This is a genomic window from Spiribacter curvatus, assembly GCF_000485905.1.
Taxonomy (GTDB): Bacteria; Pseudomonadota; Gammaproteobacteria; order Nitrococcales; family Nitrococcaceae; genus Spiribacter; species Spiribacter curvatus.
On sequence record NC_022664.1, the window covers coordinates 259,126 to 279,213 of the forward strand.

20 protein-coding genes are annotated in these 20,088 nt (G+C 64.6%); 4 read left to right on the forward strand and 16 right to left on the reverse strand.

What is annotated here, in order from left to right; all coding sequences use genetic code 11:
- Nucleotides 1-12 precede the first annotated feature (12 nt).
- Entirely contained in the window at nt 13-294 is a 282-nt protein-coding gene (gene ubiK, locus SPICUR_RS01270) for a ubiquinone biosynthesis accessory factor UbiK (RefSeq protein WP_023365241.1), read from the reverse strand.
- A gap of 251 nt (nt 295-545) precedes the next feature.
- Between ubiK and glnK the strand changes: the two genes are divergently transcribed.
- From glnK to SPICUR_RS01285, 3 genes are all read left to right on the forward strand, one after another.
- Nucleotides 546-884 carry a P-II family nitrogen regulator gene (gene glnK / locus SPICUR_RS01275; protein ID WP_023365243.1) on the forward strand — a complete coding sequence of 113 codons (339 nt, stop codon included), beginning with the start codon at nt 546-548 and terminating at the stop codon, nt 882-884.
- A gap of 22 nt (nt 885-906) precedes the next feature.
- Nucleotides 907-2,154, forward strand: coding sequence for an ammonium transporter (locus SPICUR_RS01280; protein WP_023365245.1), 1,248 nt, complete (start codon nt 907-909; stop codon nt 2,152-2,154).
- Nucleotides 2,155-2,276: 122 nt separating this feature from the next.
- Entirely contained in the window at nt 2,277-3,161 is an 885-nt protein-coding gene (locus SPICUR_RS01285) for an NAD(P)-dependent oxidoreductase (RefSeq protein ID WP_041381557.1), read from the forward strand.
- A gap of 26 nt (nt 3,162-3,187) precedes the next feature.
- On the opposite strand, the gene SPICUR_RS01290 is transcribed toward SPICUR_RS01285, so the two are convergent.
- From SPICUR_RS01290 to SPICUR_RS01320, 7 genes are all read right to left on the reverse strand, one after another.
- Nucleotides 3,188-3,835: an SPOR domain-containing protein gene (locus SPICUR_RS01290; protein ID WP_077176292.1), complete on the reverse strand. Its 648-nt coding sequence runs from the start codon at nt 3,833-3,835 to the stop codon at nt 3,188-3,190.
- Between the two features lie 2 nt (nt 3,836-3,837).
- On the reverse strand, nt 3,838-5,598 hold the full coding sequence (gene argS, locus SPICUR_RS01295) for an arginine--tRNA ligase (RefSeq protein WP_023365253.1): 1,761 nt from the start codon (nt 5,596-5,598) through the stop codon (nt 3,838-3,840).
- A 66-nt stretch (nt 5,599-5,664) separates the two neighbouring features.
- Nucleotides 5,665-7,854: a primosomal protein N' gene (locus SPICUR_RS01300; RefSeq protein WP_023365255.1), complete on the reverse strand. Its 2,190-nt coding sequence runs from the start codon at nt 7,852-7,854 to the stop codon at nt 5,665-5,667.
- Between the two features lie 16 nt (nt 7,855-7,870).
- Nucleotides 7,871-8,284, reverse strand: coding sequence for a hypothetical protein (locus SPICUR_RS01305; RefSeq protein ID WP_023365257.1), 414 nt, complete (start codon nt 8,282-8,284; stop codon nt 7,871-7,873).
- Between the two features lie 18 nt (nt 8,285-8,302).
- Nucleotides 8,303-9,796, reverse strand: coding sequence for an NAD(P)(+) transhydrogenase (Re/Si-specific) subunit beta (locus tag SPICUR_RS01310; RefSeq protein ID WP_023365259.1), 1,494 nt, complete (start codon nt 9,794-9,796; stop codon nt 8,303-8,305).
- Nucleotides 9,793-10,101: an NAD(P) transhydrogenase subunit alpha part 2 gene (locus SPICUR_RS01315; RefSeq protein ID WP_023365261.1), complete on the reverse strand. Its 309-nt coding sequence runs from the start codon at nt 10,099-10,101 to the stop codon at nt 9,793-9,795. The genes SPICUR_RS01310 and SPICUR_RS01315 overlap by 4 nt, the downstream gene beginning before the upstream one ends.
- Entirely contained in the window at nt 10,101-11,231 is a 1,131-nt protein-coding gene (locus tag SPICUR_RS01320; protein ID WP_023365263.1) for an NAD(P) transhydrogenase subunit alpha, read from the reverse strand. Before SPICUR_RS01320 ends, SPICUR_RS01315 begins: the two co-directional genes overlap by 1 nt.
- 208 nt (nt 11,232-11,439) lie before the next feature.
- Here SPICUR_RS01320 and SPICUR_RS01325 point away from each other — a divergent pair, with 208 nt between their 5' ends.
- Nucleotides 11,440-12,042 (forward strand): HNH endonuclease, encoded by a 603-nt coding sequence (locus tag SPICUR_RS01325; protein WP_023365265.1) that lies wholly within the window; start codon nt 11,440-11,442, stop codon nt 12,040-12,042.
- A gap of 4 nt (nt 12,043-12,046) precedes the next feature.
- Here SPICUR_RS01325 and SPICUR_RS01330 read toward each other — a convergent pair whose 3' ends face one another.
- The 8 genes from SPICUR_RS01330 to senA form a co-directional block, all read right to left on the reverse strand.
- Nucleotides 12,047-12,829: an MlaA family lipoprotein gene (locus tag SPICUR_RS01330; RefSeq protein ID WP_023365267.1), complete on the reverse strand. Its 783-nt coding sequence runs from the start codon at nt 12,827-12,829 to the stop codon at nt 12,047-12,049.
- Nucleotides 12,826-13,845 carry a CDP-6-deoxy-delta-3,4-glucoseen reductase gene (locus SPICUR_RS01335; protein WP_023365269.1) on the reverse strand — a complete coding sequence of 340 codons (1,020 nt, stop codon included), beginning with the start codon at nt 13,843-13,845 and terminating at the stop codon, nt 12,826-12,828. The genes SPICUR_RS01330 and SPICUR_RS01335 overlap by 4 nt, the downstream gene beginning before the upstream one ends.
- Before the next feature lie 69 nt (nt 13,846-13,914).
- Nucleotides 13,915-14,679 (reverse strand): exodeoxyribonuclease III, encoded by a 765-nt coding sequence (gene xth, locus SPICUR_RS01340; RefSeq protein WP_023365271.1) that lies wholly within the window; start codon nt 14,677-14,679, stop codon nt 13,915-13,917.
- Between the two features lie 79 nt (nt 14,680-14,758).
- Complete coding sequence (gene egtD / locus SPICUR_RS01345; protein ID WP_023365273.1) at nt 14,759-15,691, reverse strand: L-histidine N(alpha)-methyltransferase; 933 nt, start codon at nt 15,689-15,691, stop codon at nt 14,759-14,761.
- Nucleotides 15,692-15,708: 17 nt separating this feature from the next.
- Complete coding sequence (locus SPICUR_RS01350) at nt 15,709-17,175, reverse strand: PhnE/PtxC family ABC transporter permease (protein WP_023365275.1); 1,467 nt, start codon at nt 17,173-17,175, stop codon at nt 15,709-15,711.
- 40 nt (nt 17,176-17,215) lie between these two features.
- The gene (locus tag SPICUR_RS01355) at nt 17,216-17,866 is read right to left on the reverse strand and encodes a phosphonate ABC transporter ATP-binding protein (RefSeq protein WP_023365277.1); all 651 of its coding nucleotides are present in this window, start codon (nt 17,864-17,866) and stop codon (nt 17,216-17,218) included.
- Entirely contained in the window at nt 17,866-18,720 is an 855-nt protein-coding gene (locus SPICUR_RS01360; RefSeq protein WP_023365279.1) for a putative selenate ABC transporter substrate-binding protein, read from the reverse strand. The genes SPICUR_RS01355 and SPICUR_RS01360 overlap by 1 nt, the downstream gene beginning before the upstream one ends.
- Before the next feature lie 25 nt (nt 18,721-18,745).
- Entirely contained in the window at nt 18,746-20,065 is a 1,320-nt protein-coding gene (gene senA / locus SPICUR_RS01365) for a selenoneine synthase SenA (protein ID WP_023365281.1), read from the reverse strand.
- Nucleotides 20,066-20,088: the final 23 nt, after the last annotated feature.

Genomic DNA, 20,088 nt, shown 5'->3' on the forward strand with positions numbered 1-20,088 from the left:
GAGGCGGCAGGGTTACTCGCTGGCGTCGTCCGGCGCTGACTGATCGGCCATCGGTGCATTGCCTTCGAGCGCTGCGACCCGCGCTTCCATGGCCTCAAGCCGCTCGCGGGTGCGGGCCAGTACTTTGGCCTGGGCATCGAACTCCTCGCGGGTGACCAGCTCCATGCGATTGAAGGTGCTCTGCAGCGCTACGCGGGCATTTTTTTCGACTTCCGCCTGAAAGTCCCTCAGCCCGCTGGGCAGGTTCTCGGAGAAACGCTTCGCCATTTCATCGAACTGTTTCGGATCGAGCATTATTCGGCCTCCGTTGTCTTTGCGATCAGTCTAAGCCGTTGACGGGGAATTCCCAATCCACCCGGCGCGTTGATTTTGGTGCAACTGACGAACGGTGATTGCACTTATTCGGTGCAATGAACCGTGAGCGAGCATTTGATCCCCGCCAGGCACTGGTGATCGCCCGTTGGCATGGTCCCTGCATATACCCAGATGCATTTATATCGTTCATGGGTGCCGGTCTTGTCCGGTCCCGATAGGGGAGTTCAGGCATGAAGCTGATCACTGCGATTATCAAGCCTTTCAAACTCGACGATGTCCGGGAGTCACTCTCGGAGATCGGCGTACAGGGCATCACCGTTACCGAGGTCAAGGGATTCGGCCGTCAGAAAGGCCATACCGAGCTCTATCGCGGCGCCGAGTATGTCGTCGATTTCCTGCCCAAGATGAAAGTCGAGGTCGCGCTTGGCGATGACCTCGTCGAGCGGGCGACGGAGGCCATCAGCAAGGCGGCCAATACCGGGAAAATCGGCGACGGCAAGATCTTTGTCGCGGCGATCGAACAGGCGGTACGCATCCGCACTGGCGAAACCGACAAAGACGCACTCTAAGGCATCACTGGGAGTCTGAAATATGTCTGCAGAATTCAACGAACTGGCCTATGCGCTGGATACCTTCTACTTCCTGATCTCGGGCGCACTGGTGATGTGGATGGCCGCTGGCTTCACTATGCTTGAGTCGGGCCTGGTGCGCTCGAAAAACACCACCGAGATCCTCACCAAGAACGTCGCGCTCTACTCCATCGCCTGCATCATGTACATGCTGATGGGCTACAACATCATGTATGGCAGCGGCATGAGCTCGCTGATTCCGTCCTTCGGCGGGATTCTGGGGGCCGCTGACAATGCGGCGGCCGATGTGGCCGCCGGCAGCGATGCCTACTACTCGAACGTGTCGGACTTCTTCTTCCAGGTCGTGTTCGTGGCAACGGCGATGTCGATCATCTCCGGCGCGGTGGCCGAGCGGATGAAGCTCTGGGCCTTTCTGCTGTTCACCGTGATCCTGACCGGCGTGATCTATCCCATCCAGGGTTTCTGGAGCTGGGGCGGTGGATTCCTTGCCGATATCGGTTACTCGGACTACGCGGGCTCCGGCATCGTCCACATGTTCGGCGCGGCTGCAGCCCTCGCGGCGGTGATGGTGCTGGGTCCGCGCAAGGGCAAGTTCGGCCCGAACGGCGAGGTCAAGCCAATCCCTGGCGCCAACATGCCGCTCGCCACGCTGGGTGTCTTCATCCTTTGGTTCGGCTGGTTCGGCTTTAACGGTGGCTCGGAACTCAAGGTGTCCGATGTGGGCTCCGCCAACGCAGTGGCACTGGTGTTCGCCAATACAAACCTGTCCGCCGCTGGCGGTGCCGTGGCCGCGCTGGTCACTGCCCGGCTGATGTTCGGCAAGGCCGATCTCACCATGGCATTGAACGGAGGCCTTGCGGGGCTGGTGGCCATCACGGCCGGGCCGAATGTCCCGAGCCTGCTCGCGGCCGCGCTGATCGGAGTCGTGGGCGGTGTGCTGGTGGTCTTCTCGATCGTCGGGCTCGACAAGCTCAAGCTTGATGATCCGGTCGGTGCCATCTCGGCTCACGGGACGGCCGGTATCTGGGGCCTCCTTGTGGTCCCGCTCTGGTCCGAAGGCGCCAGCTTCGGTGCACAGCTCATCGGTATCGCCACGATCTTCGTCTGGACCTTTGGCGTCAGCTATATCCTCTGGAGCATCCTCAAGGCGGTCGTCGGAATCCGCGTGACCGAGGAAGAGGAAGAGACCGGCCTGGATATCGTCGAATGCGGTGTCGAGGCTTACCCGGAATTCAACTACTCGCGCTGATGCGGATCGGTTGAATCCACGCTCAACGGGCGCCTTCGGGCGCCCGTTTTTTGTGTGGGGTCGCAGAATGCCCTGCTAGACTGCAGGGCCTGACGCTGTCTGATCCATCAAAGGAGAGAATCATGAAAGTGGGTGTTGCCGGACTCGGTGTTATGGGCCGTGGAATGGCCCGGAACCTGTCAGCCGCGGGTCTGCTGGCCGGCGTCTGGAATCGGACGCGGGCCAATGGTGAGGCGCTGGCCGAAGAGCTGCAGGTGCCGCTGACCGAGGATGCAGCGGCGCTCGCGCGACTGTGTGATGTCGTGATCACCTGTGTGAGTGCCGATCAGGATGTCCGTGAGGTCGTCGGTGCACTGGCCGATGGCGTCAGCAAGGGCGATGTGGTGATCGATACCTCAACCATTGGCGTGGATACGGCGGAGGCCGCTGCCGAGACGCTGCGGGCGCGCGGCGCGGAGTTCCTCGATGCGCCGGTCACCGGCGGCCCCGAGGGCGCCGACACCGGCACACTGCAGATCATGGTCGGTGGCGATCCCGACGTGCTTGAGCGTATCCGTCCGGCGCTGCAGGCGATCGGCAGTGGTGCGACGCATTTCGGGCCAGTGGGCTATGGTCAGCGCGCCAAGGCCGTCAATCAGGTCATGGTAGCGGGCCTGGTGCAGGCGATCAGCGAGTCGTTGTCATTCGCCGAGGCGAGTGGTCTGGATACTGAGCGTCTGCTCCCGGTCCTTACCGGCGGCGCGGCGGGCAGCCGCCTGCTCGAGCGCCGCGGCAGCCGGATACTGGCGGGGGACTTCGAGCCCGGGTTCCGCGTCTCTCTGCATCACAAGGACCTGAACCTGTGCCGCGACCTGCTGCAGAAGCTGGACGTCAGCCTCCCCCTGGTGGAGATGACGATCAAGCATTACGAACGTCTCCTCGAGCAGGGGTATGGCGAGGAGGACACCTCGGCGCTGTTCCGGCTCAAGCGCGACCTGTTCGCGTCCGGCAACCGCAAAAGCCTCTAAACGCAGGAACCGGTCGCGGCGGCGGGCTATCCCCCTGCTTGAAGCAGGATCGATTCGATTTCCTGATCGGCCATCTGCGCCCGGACGCCGTTGACTTGCTGGAGCTCGCTGAACGGGCCGACGCGGACCCGGTGCCAGGTCTCACCGCCGGGTAGCTCAACGGCCTGTATGCGGGCCTGGATCCCCAGTAGGGCGAGTTTCGCCTTCAGCGAATCGGCATCCGCCGCCTGACGGAAACTGCCGGCCTGGAGCAGGTAGCGTTTGCCCTCCTCGGATGCGGGTGCTGGATCGCTGTCGGGGGCCGGTTCCGTGGGGGACTCGGCCTCGGGTAGCGCCTGTGTCCCTGAGTCACTCGCCGGCGTCTCTTCCTCAGCGACTTCCACCTCCTGCTCGTTGAGCAGACGATAGAACTCGAATCGCGGCTGGTCAGATCCACCGGCCGTCGCGTTGTCACTATCGGCGGTGGTGGCCGTTTCGTCCGGTGCGGCCGTATCCGGCCGGCGATGCTCGAGATGCACGACAAGCGCCACCATCAGCCCGATGGCGAGCCCGGTCACCCCCCATGCAAACGGCATCCGGCTGCTTTTAGCGCTATTGCCGGATCGGGTCTTCCGGCTCGCCTGACCACTGCTCTTGCGGGCCGGCGGTCTTGTCGTGTTGCGCTTCGCGGCCATGCCTACATGCGTTCCGGTGCCGATACGCCGAGCAGCGCCAGACCATTGTGGATCACCTGCCGGACCGCCTGGATGAGCGTGAGCCGGGCGTCCCGTAGCGCCTCATCGTCCACCAGAAAGGTATGGGCGTTGTAGTAAGTGTGGAACGCGCCGGCCAGTTCGCGCAGGTAGGCCGCGAGCTGATGGGGTTCATGGCTGGCGGCGGCGGATTCCAGTACCTCGCTGTAGCGACCGAGCGAATCGATCAGTGACTGCTCGTGATCGGCGGTCAGCCGTTCCAGTGCGGTAAGGCCCATGTCCCGGTCATGGTGCAGACCGCGCTCCTCGAGCTGTCGCAGTACGCTGCAGACCCGGGCGTGAGCGTACTGGATGTAGTACACCGGATTGTCGTTGGACTGTGATTTCGCGAGCTCCAGATCGAAGTCCAGATGCTGTTCCGGGCGGCGCATGACGTAGAAGAATCGTGCCGCGTCATTGCCCACTTCCTCGCGCAGTGCGCGCAGTGTCACAAACTCGCCGGAGCGGGTCGACATCGGCAGTCGCTCGGATCCGCGGTAGAGAATCGCGAACTGCACCAGCCGGAACGTGAGCGCCTCGGGCGGATGGTCGAAGGCGGCGAGACTCGCCCGTACCCGAGCCATATAGCCGTGGTGGTCGGCGCCGAATACGTCGATGGCATGGCTGAAACCGCGATCGAACTTATTCAGATGATAGGCGATGTCGGAGGCAAAGTAGGTCGTCTGGCCATCCGCACGCCGGACGACGCGGTCCTTGTCATCGCCATAATCGGTGGATCGGAACCACAGCGCACCGTCCGAATCATAGAGTTTGCCCGCCTCCTGAAGGCGCTCGAGTGCCTGCTCGACGGCACCGGTTTTCACCAATGCCCGCTCGCTGAACCATCGATCGTAGCGAACACCGAAGGCGGCGAGGTCCTCGTCGATGTCTCCGGTGATGGTGCTAACGGCGGCTTCAAGCACCTCTTGGTAACGGGTCTCACCCAGACAGGCGCGGGCCCGTTCGACCAGTGCGTCGATATGCGCTTCCTTATCGCCGCCGGCATTGGCATCCGCCGGTAGCCCGGTGGTGAGCTCGGCGGCAGTGATGCGGTAGCGCTCGCCGCCACTGGCCTCGAGATCGCGGGCAATGCCGTGAATGTAGTCGCCGCGATAGCCATTGGTTGGGAAATCGAGCGTCTCGCCGCGGTGTTCCAGATAACGAACCAGCACGCTCACCGCAAGGATATGCATCTGACGGCCGGCATCGTTGATGTAGTACTCGCGGTGGACGTCGTAGCCCGTGGCCGCGAGGATATCCGCCAGTGCCGCTCCGAACGCCGCTCCCCGACCGTGGCCGACATGCAGTGGGCCGGTCGGGTTGGCGGAGACGAACTCGACGATGACACGCTCGCCCTGACCGTGATGACTACACCCGTACTGAGCCCCCTCGCGATGGATGCGGGCGATCACCGCATTCGCGGCATCCTGCGTGAGAAAGAAATTGATAAACCCCGGGCCGGCTACCTCGACACGCTCGACATGCGGGTGGATCGGTAGATGGCTGACCAGCTTTGCCGCCAGATCCCGGGGGCTCTGCCGCGCCGGCTTGGCAAGGCGCATGGCGACATTGCTCGCGTAGTCACCGTGGCCGCTGCCACGGCCGCGCTCGAGCTGGATGTCGATCTGTTCTGGCAGGGATAGGGATTCGGCATCAGCCAACGAGCGAAGCGCCTGGCGCAACAGATCGACAAGGTCTTGTTTCATCGGTGAGTCAGTTTCCGGCTAGTAAATGAGCAACCATTATCCGGCCTCGGTCGCAGTCTTCAAGCGCTATAGTGCCTCGACTGGATCGACATCCACCGACCAGCGGACCTGTCGTGCCTCGGGGATACGTGAGAGCCCCGGCAGCCAGCGGCTCAGGAATGTCTGCAGGCTGTTCCGTGAATCGGCCAGCAGCATGAGCTGGGCGCGATGACGGCCGGCCCGGCGCTCCATTGGCGCCGGATAGGGTCCGAGCCGTTCGATGGCCGCATCGCCGGGCGTCTGCTGCATCGCCGCCTGCAGAAAGGCGTTGGGTGCATCGCGTGCGGTCGCCTCGGCACGGATCAGCGCCATGGCCCGCGCGGGTGGCAGCCCGGCCGCTTCGCGCTCCGCGAGGGCCGTGCGCGCGAAGGCACTGTAGCCGCCGTGTAGCAATTGCTGGAGCAAGGGGTGCTCCGGGTGGTGCGTCTGGATGACGACCTCTCCGGGTCGGTCGGCACGGCCGGCTCGCCCGGCCACCTGCACGATCTGCTGGGCGAGGCGTTCCGGTGCCCGGAAATCGGCTCCGAACAGGCCCTGGTCGGCGTCGATAATCGCCACCAGTGTCACGGCGGGGAGATGATGGCCCTTGGCGAGCATCTGCGTACCCAAAATCAATCGGGTCTCGCCATCCCGGGCCTGACGCATGGCCTGTTCGAAGCTGCCCCGTCGGCGCGTGCTGTCGCGATCGATGCGCACCGGTGGCGTGTCCGGGAAGGCGTCGGTCAGTGCCGCCTCGATCCGCTCGGTCCCCAGTCCCAGAGCACGGAGATCGACGCTGCCGCAGCTCGGGCAGTGATGGGGGATGGGCCGTTCGCGGTCACAGTGGTGACAGTGCAGTCGCCGGCGGCCACGGTGATAGGTGTAGCGGGCGTCACAGCGGTCACACTCGGCAAGCCAGCCGCATTCATGACAGATCAGAGTCGGGGCGAACCCGCGTCGATTGAGGAACAGCAGGGCCTGGCCACCGGCGTCGAGATGGCCGCGGACCCGATCAAGCAGGGGCTGCGACAGGCCGTCCCGGGTGGGCTCGCCGCGCATATCCAGAAGCTGCAGCGATGGAGGCCGGGCATCGCCCGCTCGTTGTCTGAGCGGGTAGCACTGATAGCGGCCCGTCGTGGCGTTGGCAAGGCTCTCCAGCGACGGCGTGGCCGAGCCCAGGACCACGGGGATATCCAGCCGGTAGCCGCGTAGGACCGCCAGGTCCCGCGCGGAGTACCGGAACCCCTCCTGCTGCTTGAGCGACGGGTCGTGCTCTTCATCAATGACGATCAGCCCGGGATGCTTGAGCGGCGCAAATACCGCCGATCGAGTCCCGATGACGACATCCGCCTCGCCCGCCCGGGCGGCGAGCCAGGCGTTGAGCCGCTCACCATCCGCGAGTCCGGAATGGAGGATGGCGATCCGCCCGGCAAGGCGTTGCTGGAAGCGGCTGACGAGTTGCGGCGTAAGACCGATCTCGGGCACGACCACCAGCGTCTGGCGGCCCAGCGCGAGGGTGCGTTCAATCGCATCCAGGTAGACTTCGGTCTTACCGCTACCGGTGACGCCGTCAACCAGGATCGCCTGGTGTCCGGCGCCCGGCTGAATCGCCGCGGCACTGCTCTGCTGTTCTGCATTGAGGACCGCGCCGGGTTCGTTCGACAGGCCCTGGAGCAGACCGTAATCGGGCGCGGTCACCGTTTCGGCAAGGCCCTGTTCGACCAATCGCTTGAGCGCCGCCCGAGCATCGCCACTAAAACCGGCGAGCTGGACTGCGGTCAGGGTTTTGCTCTGCTGCAGCGCCTCCAGCAGCATCGCCTGACGCGGCGCACGCCGGCTGCGCGAATCGATCTGTGCGGCCTCGCCGGATTCAGTGATCCGCCAGCCGGTCTCAACGCTCGGTGTCGCACTCTGTCCCCGACGCAGTCGCGCCGGCAGAGCGGTCAGATAGGCCTCGCCAACCGGGTGGTGGTAATAGCGGGCCGCCCATTCGATCAGCTCGATGGTCGCCGGGTCGAGGAGCGGGGCGGAATCAAGGACCTCGGTCACTGCACGGAGACGATCATCGGCAAGATCGCTCGCCTCAGGCCGGGAGGTGACCATCCCCACGATGTTGCGTCGGCCCAGGGGAACGCGGACCCGCGCCCCGATCACCGGTGCCGGACCGGTGACGGGGAGACGGTAATCAAGGGCGTCGGTGAAAGGCCCCGCCACGGCGACACGAATGACTTCGGTCATGCGTGGCGGTGGGCCGCTAGCGCATCTGAATGCCGCCGCCGGGCATGCCACCACCCCCGCCGGGGGCGCCACCGCCGCCCATCTGATCCGGCGTCATGATCTTTGACGCCTGCTCACGCTGCATTTCCTTGAGCTGCTCCATGGTCTGCTCAAGCGCGGCCTGAGCGGCCGGCGGGAAAGCATTCATGGCCTCTTCGAGGCTGTTGGCCTCGAGCTCGAAGTTGAGCGGCAGGGCACCGGCCGGCGTCATGACCTGCGTACTGCCCACGTACAGCACCGGCCGGCTGTCATCCGGCTGCCCATCGCGGGTAACCGGACTGAGCCGCTGAATGCTACCGACCTGACGGTCGGTGAAGTTCTCTTCCTGGTAGAGCCCATCGGCATTGACCGTGAGCTGATCCAGGGTTTCCTGGGTTTCCGGATCCGTCATGTTGACTCCCGTCTGTTTCTACAGGCCCTTGACGGCCTGGACCATGCCGCCGGCGACCTTCTGACCGTCGCCGAACACCATGCGTGTATTGTCGCCGAAGAACAGATGATTCTCGACGCCCGAGAAGCCTGCGCCGCGGCCCCGCTTGATGACCATGACGTTCTCGGCCTCGTCGACATTGAGGATCGGCATGCCATAGATCGGGCTGGACGGATCGTCCCGCGCCGCAGGGTTGACCACATCGTTGGCACCGATGACCACCGCCACGTCAGTGGTGGCGAACTCCTCGTTGATGTCTTCCATGTCGAAGATCATGTCGTACGGCACACCGGCCTCGGCCAGCAGGACGTTCATATGACCCGGCATGCGCCCCGCCACCGGGTGGATGGCGAACTTCACCTCGACGCCACGATCCTGCAGCAGCTCCACGAACTCCCAGATCTTGTGCTGGGCCTGGGCGACAGCCATGCCGTAGCCTGGCACGATGATGACGCGCTCGGAATAGGCCATCATGATACCCGCGTCTTCGGCCGAGATATCCTTCATCTCGCCCTCGGGGCCCTCACTGGCTGCCCCCTCGGTGCTGCCCCAGCCGGCGAACAGCACATTGGTGATGGGCCGGTTCATGGCCTTGGCCATCAGCTGTGTCAGCAGCGTACCCGCAGCGCCTACCACCGTACCGGCGATGATCATGGCGGGGTTGCCGATGGCATAGCCCTCGAAGCCCACGGCCAGACCGGTCAGTGCGTTGAACAGGGATATGATGACCGGCATATCGGCGCCGCCGATGGGAACGGCGACGAACAGCCCGAACAGCAGGCCGAGTGCGAAGAAGATGGCCACCACTGCGACGCTGTCGGTGAAGAAGGTCAGGATGCCAAAGCCGACGGCCAGCGCGAACACGATGATGTTCACGATCTGCTGTCCTGGCACCAGCTGACTACGCTTCATTCGACCGTCGAGTTTCGCCCAGGCGATAAGCGAGCCTGAGAAAGCCACCGTGCCGATGAACGCACCGAGGATCGCCAGGATGGCAACGTCGGCACCGAGCGCCGCGGCGATACCGACACTGCCAGCGCCCTCGGCACGCAGGGCCGCCTCGGCGGCCTGGACGCTGATGTCGGCATCCATCGCGAGCCCCTCGGCCCGGACCTGCAGATCATTGGGCAGCGTACGCAGTGCCCGCAGCATCTCGACGCCGGCGATGGCCGCAGCGGCGCCACCACCCATACCGTTGTAGAGCGCCACCATCTGCGGCATTTCGGTCATTCCGACGCGGCGGCCAGACCACCAGGCGAGGCCACCGGCACCGGCGATGGCAATCACGATGAGGATATAGTTGGTGACGCCCTGTACCGCCGGATGCAGGAAGGTCACGAGCGTCGCCAGGATCATGCCGACGCCCGCCCACATGATGCCCTTGCGGGCGGTCTTGGGCGAACTCATGGCCTTGAGGCCGAGAATGAACAGGACCGCCGCGAGGAGGTAACTCAGCTGGACAACGAAGTTCATTCCTGGGCCCCCTTCTTCTGCTCATCCTTGCTCTTGAACATCTCGAGCATCCGCTCGGTGACGACATAGCCGCCAACGGCATTGCCCGCGGCGAGCAGCACGGCGATGAAGCCGATAATCTGCTCCGGCAGCGTCTCGGCATGACCGAGTACCACCATCGCGCCGACGACCACGATCCCGTGGACGAAGTTTGAACCCGACATCAGTGGTGTATGCAGGATGACCGGCACCCGGCTGATGACCTCGAAGCCGGCAAAGCCTGCCAGCATGAATATATAGATTGCGACAAAGCCTTCGATCGCCATTACTTGTCTCCTTCCATGCGCTCGCGGGTCGGCGCATGACGGGTCTCGCCGTCGTGGGTCAGACAGCTGTCGGCCACCACCTGGTCATCCCAGTCGAGGTGGATTTCGCCATCCTTGATGATCAGACCCAGCAGGTTGACCAGATTGCGGGCGTACATCTCGCTCGCGTGGGTGGCAGCCATGCTGGGGATGTTCTTCGGTCCGGCGATGGTCACGCCATGATGGGTCACATCCTTGCCGGCCTCGGTGAGCGCGCAGTTGCCACCGGTCTCGGCCGCCATATCGACGATGACCGCACCGGCCTTCATCCGCTCCACCGTTGCCTGATCGATGATCTTCGGTGCTGGACGGCCGGGAATCGACGCCGTCGTTATCACGGCATCCGCCTGCGCGATGTGCTGAGCGAGGATTTCCGCCTGGCGGGCCTTCTCATCCTCGGTGAGCTCGCGCGCGTAGCCCCCTTCGCCCTCGGCGCTGACGCCGGTATCGATGAACTTGCCACCCAGCGACTCGACCTGCTCGCGCGTGGCTGAGCGCACGTCGTAAGCCTCGACGATGGCGCCGAGGCGCTTGGCGGTGGCGATGGCCTGCAGGCCCGCTACACCGGCGCCGATGATCACAACCTTGGCGGGGCGGACCGTGCCGGCCGCCGTGGTCAGCATCGGGAACAGCTTCGGCGACAGATAGGATGCCAGAAGGGCGCACTTGTAGCCGGCGATGTTGGCCTGCGAGGAGAGGGCGTCGATGCCCTGCGCCCGGGTGATTCGCGGCACCAGTTCGAGTGCGAAACTGCTCACACTGCGCTTGTTGAGGTTACGGATCCGGCTGTCACCCTCGTGGGGCGTCAGAAACCCGAGCAGCAGGCTCTTCTCGGGGAGCTTGCCGGCCTCCTCCACACTGGGCGGCTGAACGCGCAGCACAACGTCCGCTTCGTTGTAGAGCGCGGTCTGGTCATCGGCCCAGCTGACGCCCTCGTAGAGATCATCGGGAAAGCCCGCGGCCTCCCCGGCACCGCGCTGCATGCGCACATCAACGCCAAGCTTGGTGAACTGCTTGAGCACGCTGGGCACGAGGGCGACGCGCTTTTCTCCGTTGGCCGTTTCCTTGGGGACGGCGATGGTGATACTCATCGAGCTAACTCCTGTCCTTTGGCGGTCGCTTTCGACCGTCGGATCGTGGATTCTACAACATCTGCGCGGGTAAACACCCCCACGCGTATCGGGTCATCCGGAACCGCCCGGGTCATTATGCCGTCATACTTGCAGACTAGCGTAAACCGCTGGATGATCAGGAATTGTCGTTCCTGTGCGGGGACACGTGTGACAAGGGGACTTGGGCATGATGAGTCTGCAGCAGCCGATCCTGCGAACTGACGTATCCGGCATGCCGCTGGAGTGGATGACTTACCAGGACGCGGTCCGCCTCTATCACCTCGATCAGGTGGCCTATACCTGCGGCCACACGCTGTATCGCGTCCATGGCGGCTACAGCGCCCGTACCGGGCTGCGCAGCGTGGTCGACGTCAACTCGATCATCGCCACCGCCGGTGCGATGCAGACCAGCCTCAAGGGCCATCCGGCTTATCGCCCGCCGCTGAACAACGCCACGCTGTTCCGGCGGGATGACCATCTGTGCCTCTACTGTGGTGAACGCCGGCCGGTGCGTGAGCTCTCCCGCGACCATATCAAGCCCATCAGCCGCGGGGGCGTCGATACCTGGTCAAATGTGGTGACCGCCTGTAAGCGCTGCAATAACCTCAAGGGCAGCCGGACGCCGGAACAGGCTGGCATGCAGCTGCTGGCCGTGCCCTTCGCTCCCACCCATGCCGAGTACGTCTATCTGCAGGGACGCCGGATTCTGGCTGATCAGATGGCCTTCCTGCGCGCCCATTTCCCGCGCCGCAGCCCGCTCAGGCAGCGGCTTGAGTCAGTCACCGACTAGCACGTCACTCAGCCGGCGGCGCTTCCATTTCATCGAAAAAGTCGGAGTAGGCATCGTCCTCGACCGACACTTCGCCGTCGTTGATCTGTCCGCGCCGATACTGCCGGTAGGCCGATCGGGTGAAGACATAGGGATCCACTGCGGCATCGTCACGGAACCGCGCCGCACCGGCGACCTGTGCCCGGGTGTTGACGACATTGAGCGCAGTCAGGGCGCCGAAGGTCAGGGTGTCCAGCGTCACGTAGGTGAGGACGTTGGTGTAGTGCGCCACTGGATACTGAGTGACATCACGGGTATCCGAGGGACCGAACAGCGGCAGCACCAGATACGGGCCACTGTCGACACCCCAGACCCCCAGCGTCTGACCGAAGTCCTCGGCACGACCCTCGAGCCCCAGCCAGGCCGACGCCGGATCGAACAGCCCCAGTAACCCGACGGTGCTGTTCACCACAAAGCGGACCGACTCGCGGCCGGCGTCCACCGCCTTCCCCTGGAGGAGGTCGTTGAGCACATACCCGGGGGCCTCGAGGTTGGTGAAGAAATTATCGACGCTGGTGCGCACGCCGTCGGTGGTCACGCGCGTCCAGCCCTCGCTGGCCGGCTCGAGGGCATAGGTGTCGAGCCCTTCGTTGAAGTCATAGACCCCGCGGTTGACCCCCTCGATGGGGTCATTCGCCGACGTCCCACCACTGGTTGCACAGCCGCTCAGCGCGAGGGCGAGCATGAGCAGAGCGACAGCGCGTGTGAGCGTTGTCAGCGATGGGCGCTCAGGGATTCGGTGGCTCATCGGGTTTCCGGTGCTGCTTCGAAAGAGTCGTAGAAAAGCCGGTCGGCAGGCAGGCCGGCTTCGGCAAAGGCGGTCTTGGCCGCGTTGATCATCGGCGGCGGCCCGCTCATATAGACATCGAAGCCGCTCAGGTCCGGATGGTCACGGACCACCTGTTCATGCACAAAGCCCGTGGAACCGCTCCACTCGTCCTCCGCCGCCGGGTCGGAGAGGACCGGCGTGTAGGCGATGTTTGAGTGCTGCGCTTCCCACTCCCGCGGGAGTGCGTCGAGATAGAGATCGGGGCGGGCCCGTGCCCCCCAGTAGATATGCATGGGACGCTTCACGCCGGTGTGCAGTGCCTGTTCGACAATCCCCTTGACCGGTGAGAAGCCGGTGCCGCCGCCTATCAGGATCATTGGTCGGTCGCTGTCATCGCGCAGGAAGAAATTGCCCAGCGGGCCCTCGAAGCGCAGCAGTGCCCCTTCCTTCATGTCGTTGAAGACGTAGCCGGAGAACAGCCCACCGGGCAGATGGCGGATATGCAGCTCGAGTAATTCGTCATCATGCGGGGTGTTGGCAAGGGAGAAACTCCGCCGCTGACCGCCGCGCAGGAGGAAGTCGATGTACTGTCCCGGCAGGAACGCCAGGCGCTTGTCCCGGGGCAGCTTGAGGAACACCCGTCGCACGTCCGGCGCGCAGTCCTCGACCCGCTCAACCCGGGCGGGTAAACGCTGTGGGCGGATATCACCGGCATCGCGCACCTCACCGACGCGGATCACCAGATCGCTCGTCGCACGGGCCTGGCAGAACAGGGCCTTGCCGGCCTCATCCTGGTCGCCGTCGATGGCGGGAGGGAGGCCGTCGGGGTAGGCGATGCGGCCCTCGACCACATCCCCCATACAGGTCCCACAAGTGCCGCCGCGGCAGCTGTAGGGCAGCATGAGACCCGCGCGCATCGCGGCGTCGATCACGCTCTCGCCATCATCGACATCAAAGGCATGGTCGGTCTCGGCAATGCGCACCTGATAGCTCATGAGTTGCCTCCGTTAATGGCCGAATCGGGCCACTGGCTGATTGCATTGATCGTCATTGTACGGGCCTGGCTACGCAAAGCGGGCGGCGACGGGTGTGTGATCCGACGGCCGCTCCCACGTGCGTGGATCACGCTCGATGGTGCTGGACTGCAGGCTGGCCGTGATCGCCGGGCTGGTCAGGATCAGGTCGATCCGCAGGCCTCGGTTGCGTTTGAAGTTGTTCATTCGGTAGTCCCACCAGGAAAACGCCATCTCGGGCTGCTCGAAGGCACGGAAGCTGTCCGTGAAGCCGAGATCCAGCAGCCGCTGGAGTGCTTCGCGCTCGGGCGCCGAACAGAGAATCTGATCACGCCAGGCGTCGGGATCGTGGACATCGGCATCAGTCGGGGCAATGTTGAAGTCCCCCACCACGACGACCCGCTCGTGACGCTCGCATTCCGCGGCCAACCAGTCCCGGAGCTTTTTCAGCCAGTCGAGCTTGTACCCATATTTGTCACTGTCGACGGCCTTACCGTTCGGCACATAGAGATTGATGAAGCGCACCCCATCCACCGTGACGCCCAGGACCCTTCGCTGTGGATCCTCGATGCCGGGCAGATCGGTGATGACGTCGCTGATTGGCGAGCGCGCCAGAACGGCAACGCCGTTGTAGGTCTTCTGCCCGGTGAAGACGACCTCATAGCCGGCCTCACGGATGGCCTGCCGGGGAAACTTCTCGTCGGTCAGCTTGGTTTCCTGCAATCCGAGGATGTCCGGTTGTGCCGATTCGAGCCATTCGAGCACGTGCGGCAGGCGGACATTCAGGGAGTTGACGTTCCAGGAGGCAACTTTCACGGATGACGGCTCCGGTGGGGGTTTGCATGATGCGGCGAATTGTAACGGCTGCCGGTCTTCGGCGCAGTGCACAATGCCGTCATGGTTCACTCGCGTGCATGAGCAGGACCGCGAAACGCGCCTCGGCATCGGTCCAGTGCCCGCTGACCGACCAGCCCGCCTCGGCGGCGAGGGTGGTGAACGCCCCGATGTCGTACTTCCGCGAGGTCTCGGTGTGCAGGCTCTCACCGGCCGTCAGCTCAAAACGCTCGCCTGCGACATGGACCGTGACCGCGCGCCTGCAGACCAGGTGCATCTCGATGCGGGCGGGCGCCTCGAAATAGCGGGCCTCGTGCCGGAAGTCATCCGGATCGAAATCGGCACCGAGCTCGCGATTGATACGCACCAGCAGGTTGCGGTTGAACGCCGCCGTCACGCCCTCGGGATCGTCGTAGGCAGGGATCAGGATATCGGCGGACTTGTCGAGGTCGATCCCCAGCAGAAACCTCGAATCCTGACCCAGCAGTCCGCGGCAGTGCTGCAGCAGATGCCGCGCGTCCCCGGTCTCCAGGTTGCCGATGGTTGAACCGGGGAAAAAACCGAGCCGCGATGTGTGCTCGGGCAGATCCGCGGGCAGATCGAAGGCCTCGGTGAAGTCGGCGACCCAGGGATGCACGGGTAACCCGGGAAAACGGGCGCTGAGGGCATCGGCGGCCTCAGCGAGATAGTCCGCGGAGATATCAAGCGGCACATAGCCGGCCGGCTGGTGGAGCGCGTCGATCAGGGGAACGGTCTTGCGGCTCGATCCGCTGCCCAGTTCGACCAGCAGACTGCGCTCGGGGACCGCCGCCGCGATCGCCGGGAGGTGGGCCTCGAGGATGCCGATTTCCGTGCGTGTCGGGTAATAGCTGGGCAATTGGGTAATGGCCTCGAACAGCGCGGAGCCGCGCTGGTCGTATAGCCACGCCGAGGGGATGCGGTGGGCCGGATCGCGCAGGGCGGCGAGCACGTCGTGCTGCAGTGTGTCGGTCATGGCGTGAACCCGTCCGTTCATGGGGTGGGTGGTGTGGAGGCAGTGGGCGTCGTGCGCAGCTGCAGATGCCGGCGGATTCGCCTGGCAACGGCATCAACGGCAATATTGAGCAGCGCGGTGATGAGGATCAGCACCATGGCGCGGTCGAAGCGGAGCTCCTGAATGGCGCTGTCGACATAAAAGCCAAGCGTGGTGATGCCGAGGATGCCGAGGATGGCCGTCTCTCGCATGATGATCTCCCAGCGGTAGAACAGGAACGCAAGAAACGGTCGGTACAGCCTTGGCACCACCTCGTGGGTGTAGCGATCGAATCCGCCGACGGCATCCGGCCGGAGTGTGAGCTGATTGCTCTGACGACCGATCAGATGACCGATGATCGCGCCGTTATGGATCGCCAGCGCCGCCACTGCTGGCAGCATCGAGGGCCCCCAGAGCTGGAGCAGGATATAGGCCAGCAGATACTCCGGCGTCGAGCGGCCGATGATCAGCAGGGCATTCCCGCCCCAGCGGGTGAATCGTCCGGCGAAAAGGCGCGAGATCAACGGAAAGCTGGCGAGCGCCAGCACGCCGGTCGCCACCAGCGCGATCTGGGTCAGCAGCAGTGTCGCCCCGATCCCCGGTAGCGCCTGATGGACAAGCAGCTCCCAGAGCCAGGGGCCCAGCCCGCTGAGTCCTTCACCGCTGCGCAGCGGTGCGGGCACGATATCCTGTGTGAAAAACCGCGTGGCGTTGCCCCAGACGATGGGCAGCCCATTACCGAGAAACCACGGTGCTGCGAGCAGGTAGAAAGGCACCAGCCGCGGCCGCACCCACAGTCGCAGACTGGCGATGAGGCCGAGGAAGATCAGCAGCAGCATCCCTACCTCGCCATACAGGCCCTCGCCGTAGGCGCTCTCGAGATAGAAGCCGAGCGTCGGCATGCCGACAAAACCGAGGATGGCGCTGGAGCGCATGCCGCATTCGAGCCGATAGCTCGTGTAGGTCATCAGGTGGGGCCAGACATCCGGGACGCGCGCATACCAGAAGGTCGAGACCAGACCGCTGCCCGCCGGGAGCGAACGCGCGGGTCGTTCGTCGCCCTCCTCGAGTATCTCGCTGTAGACCCGTGCGAACACCGCCGCATAGGGCAGGGCGATCGCGAGGACACCGGTCAGTGGGTGGAGCCCGAAGAACTGCAGAAAGATCAGCGCCCAGAATAGCTCATGGATGCCCCGGACGAACGCACAGGCACCACGCACGAAGCGACTGTGGAAAATCAGCGCCAGGCCCATGCCCAGAACCGCGGCCAGTCCGACGCCGGTGAAAGCGAATGTCACCGTGCGCAGCAGCGCCGTCGCTGCGGTATCCAGCGTACTGAAATCCGGTTGAACCAGCCCGCCGGCGAACCGGCCAAGCTCGGCCCAGGGCGAGATTGATCGGATCTCGAAATCCGCCATGGCGGCACAGACCAGCGCAATGGCGACCAGCCACAGGCTCGTGCGCACGGTAGGGGAGGACAGTGCGGAGCCCCCGCCGGGGCTGGGTTCAGTAAAGTGCATCCAGCGCCTCGGTCTCGACCGTATCCGCCGGGCCGTCGAGAGCGATCAAACCGTCGCGGATACCGACCAGGCGATCGGCATAGCGGCGGGCAAGCGGCAGGTCATGCATGGCGATCACGGCCGTTTCGTACTGCTCGGTCAGCGCCTCCATGACCCGCTCGGTGCGGGGTCCGTCCAGGGCCGAGACCGGCTCATCGGCGAGCAGGATGCTGCCGGCCTGGAACAGTGCCCGCGCGACCGCCACCCGTTGCCGCTGACCGCCGGATAGCTCACCGGTGCGCGCCCAGAGCGTCGGCGTCATGTCGAGCCGCTCCAGCACCGCTGTCACCGCCGCGACCTCGCGCCGGAACGGGCGGATCAGGTTGGCGAGGTTGTAGGCCGTCGAATGATGCCCGAGGCGCCCCATGTAGACGTTGTGGAAGACGCTCAGCGTGTCCACCAACCCCAGGTCCTGGGGCATCAGCGCGATGTCCGACCGCTCACGATCATGCAGGAGCGCGAGCAGCGTGGATTTGCCCGCGCCGCTGCGCCCCACCAGTGCCACTCGCTCGCCGGCGGCAATGTCGAGGTCAAGCGGGCCGAGCACCGATGCCCCGCCGTAGTCGGCCCGGGCGCCCCGGAGTGCGAGTGGGCTCATCAGTCGATCAGACCGATCGCCCGTGCGGTCTGCTTCAGCCCCGCATAATCGTCGTTGGACACCGGCACGAAGCCGCTGCGCGGGAAGCGCTCGAGTAGATCAGGGTCATCCATGGATAAAAGGGTGTCCTGCACCCGATCGACAAAACCGTCGCCAAAGCGCTCGTCGACGTCACCGCGGATGCTCCACTGATAGTTAAGATACCCCGGCGTTTCCCAGATCACCTCAACGGCGTCGGTATCAATGTTGCCGGCGGCGAGCTCACGCTCCCAGACCGCGTAATTCAGCGCCCCGACCTGATAGCTGCCGCTTTCCACCAGGCGCAGTGTGCGGCTGTGGTTGCCGCTGTAGCCGACCCGCTCGAAGATCTCGTCCGGGGCCTCGCCGAACTGGTCACGCAGATGGAATTCTGGCATCAGTCGGCCCGAGGTCGAACTCTTCGAGCCGAACGTGAATGTCCGGCCGCGCAGCGCCTCATCCAGGCTGTCACCCGGCATCAGTCCAGTGCTCTCGTGGGCGATGAAATAGGACTGAAAACCCTGATCCTCCTCACCGCGGGCCAGGGCCTGGGACCCCGGGACACGGGCGCGGGCCTGAACGCCCGAGAGGCCACCGAACCAGGCGAGCTGGACCTGGTTGTTACGAAAGGCGCTGACTGCAGCGGCATAGGACTTGACCGGGACATAGCGGACCTCGACGTCGAGTTCCTGTTCGAGGTACTCGCCCACGGCATTGAAGCGTGCTTCAAGTTTGCTCTCGTCCTGGTCAGGGATGGCAGTGAAGGTGAAGACCTGAGCCTGGGCCGGCACGGCCGCGATCAGAGCGAGCAGGGCAAGCGGAGTCAAGAATCGCATGGGGAATTCCTTTTTTAAGGGCTGTTCAGCGTGCGCAGGTCCGGAAACCGGCGATGATGTCGTTGCGTCCCGGGGGGAAGAAATTGCGGGTGTTGTTGTTAAGGTGCCGTCGCCGGGTCGCCCAGCTGCCGCCGCGCAGGACATAGCGGCCATCCTTGAACCACGGCTCGGAGTAATCGGCGTATAGGTCGGCGCTGAAGCCCGGGTAGGGGCCGAAAGGCGAGGCCGTCCATTCCCAGACATTGCCCAGCATGTGCCGGCAGCCGAGGGCGCTGTCGCCGTTGGCAAGCGCCGCCACATCGACACCGCCCAGACGATAGCCATCGGTATTGGCATGCCGGCTGTCCCCGCTGGAATCGCCCCACGGGTGAAGGCGTTTGCCGGGGGCGAGCCCCTCGTCGCCGGGGACCCGACTCGCAGCGACCTCCCACTCCACCTCGGTCGGCAGCCGTCGACCGGCCCAACGGCAGTACGCCTCGGCCTCATGCCAGCTGACATGAGCGACCGGCGCGTGGGGCTGTAGCGGACGCCATTCGTCGAAATGCCGCACTTCCCAGCCCTCAGCGCCCGCTCGCCAGTAGACCGGCGCCTCGAGCTCGTTCGACTCGCGCCAGCGCCAACCCTCATCGGACCAGAAGGCGGGTTCCCGGTAACCGCCGGCCTCCACAAAGCGGGCGAAGGCCGCGCCGGTGACCGGCGCGCGGGCAATCTTGAAGGGCGCAACCGTGACCGTATGGGACTGTTTTTCATTGTCGAAGCGAAACGGCACCTGCTCATCGGCGCCCAGCACGTGGGTGCCGCCGGGGATCTCAACATCACCGTCCAGCGGGCCCTCATCGATGGCGGATAGAGGCACGGGCGGCATGATGACGGGGGCTGGATCCGCCAGCGTCTGGCGTGTGTAGGCAAAGGCCTCGCCATGCATGTCCTCGTGGAAGACGGCGAGCTGCCAGACATAGCTCGTGACGGCATCCGCCATTCCCTGTGGCAGTCGGTCAACCATCTCCGCACGGACCTGACGCAGGTAGGCGAGGGTGTCGTCCATCGTCGGCAGTGCCAGATCCCAGCGATCGTCGTGGGCGACGCCCATCGAGTCATAGATCCGTTCGGCATCGGCGATCTGATAGTGGGGCAGGCCGTGGCGGTGATGGAGGAAGAAGTGATCGTAGAAAAACCCGACGTGGCCGATCTCCCACTGCGGCGGGTTGACGATGCTAAGCTTCGGCCCGAGCCGGCGTTCGGCGGGCAGGTCACCGGTGAGTTCCAGGGTCCGCTGCCGGGCGTCATCAAGCATGGCAATCAGGGTTTCGGAGGCGACAGGATGAGTGGGCGGCGTCTGGATCATCGAGATCTCCTTGTCGGCGGAAT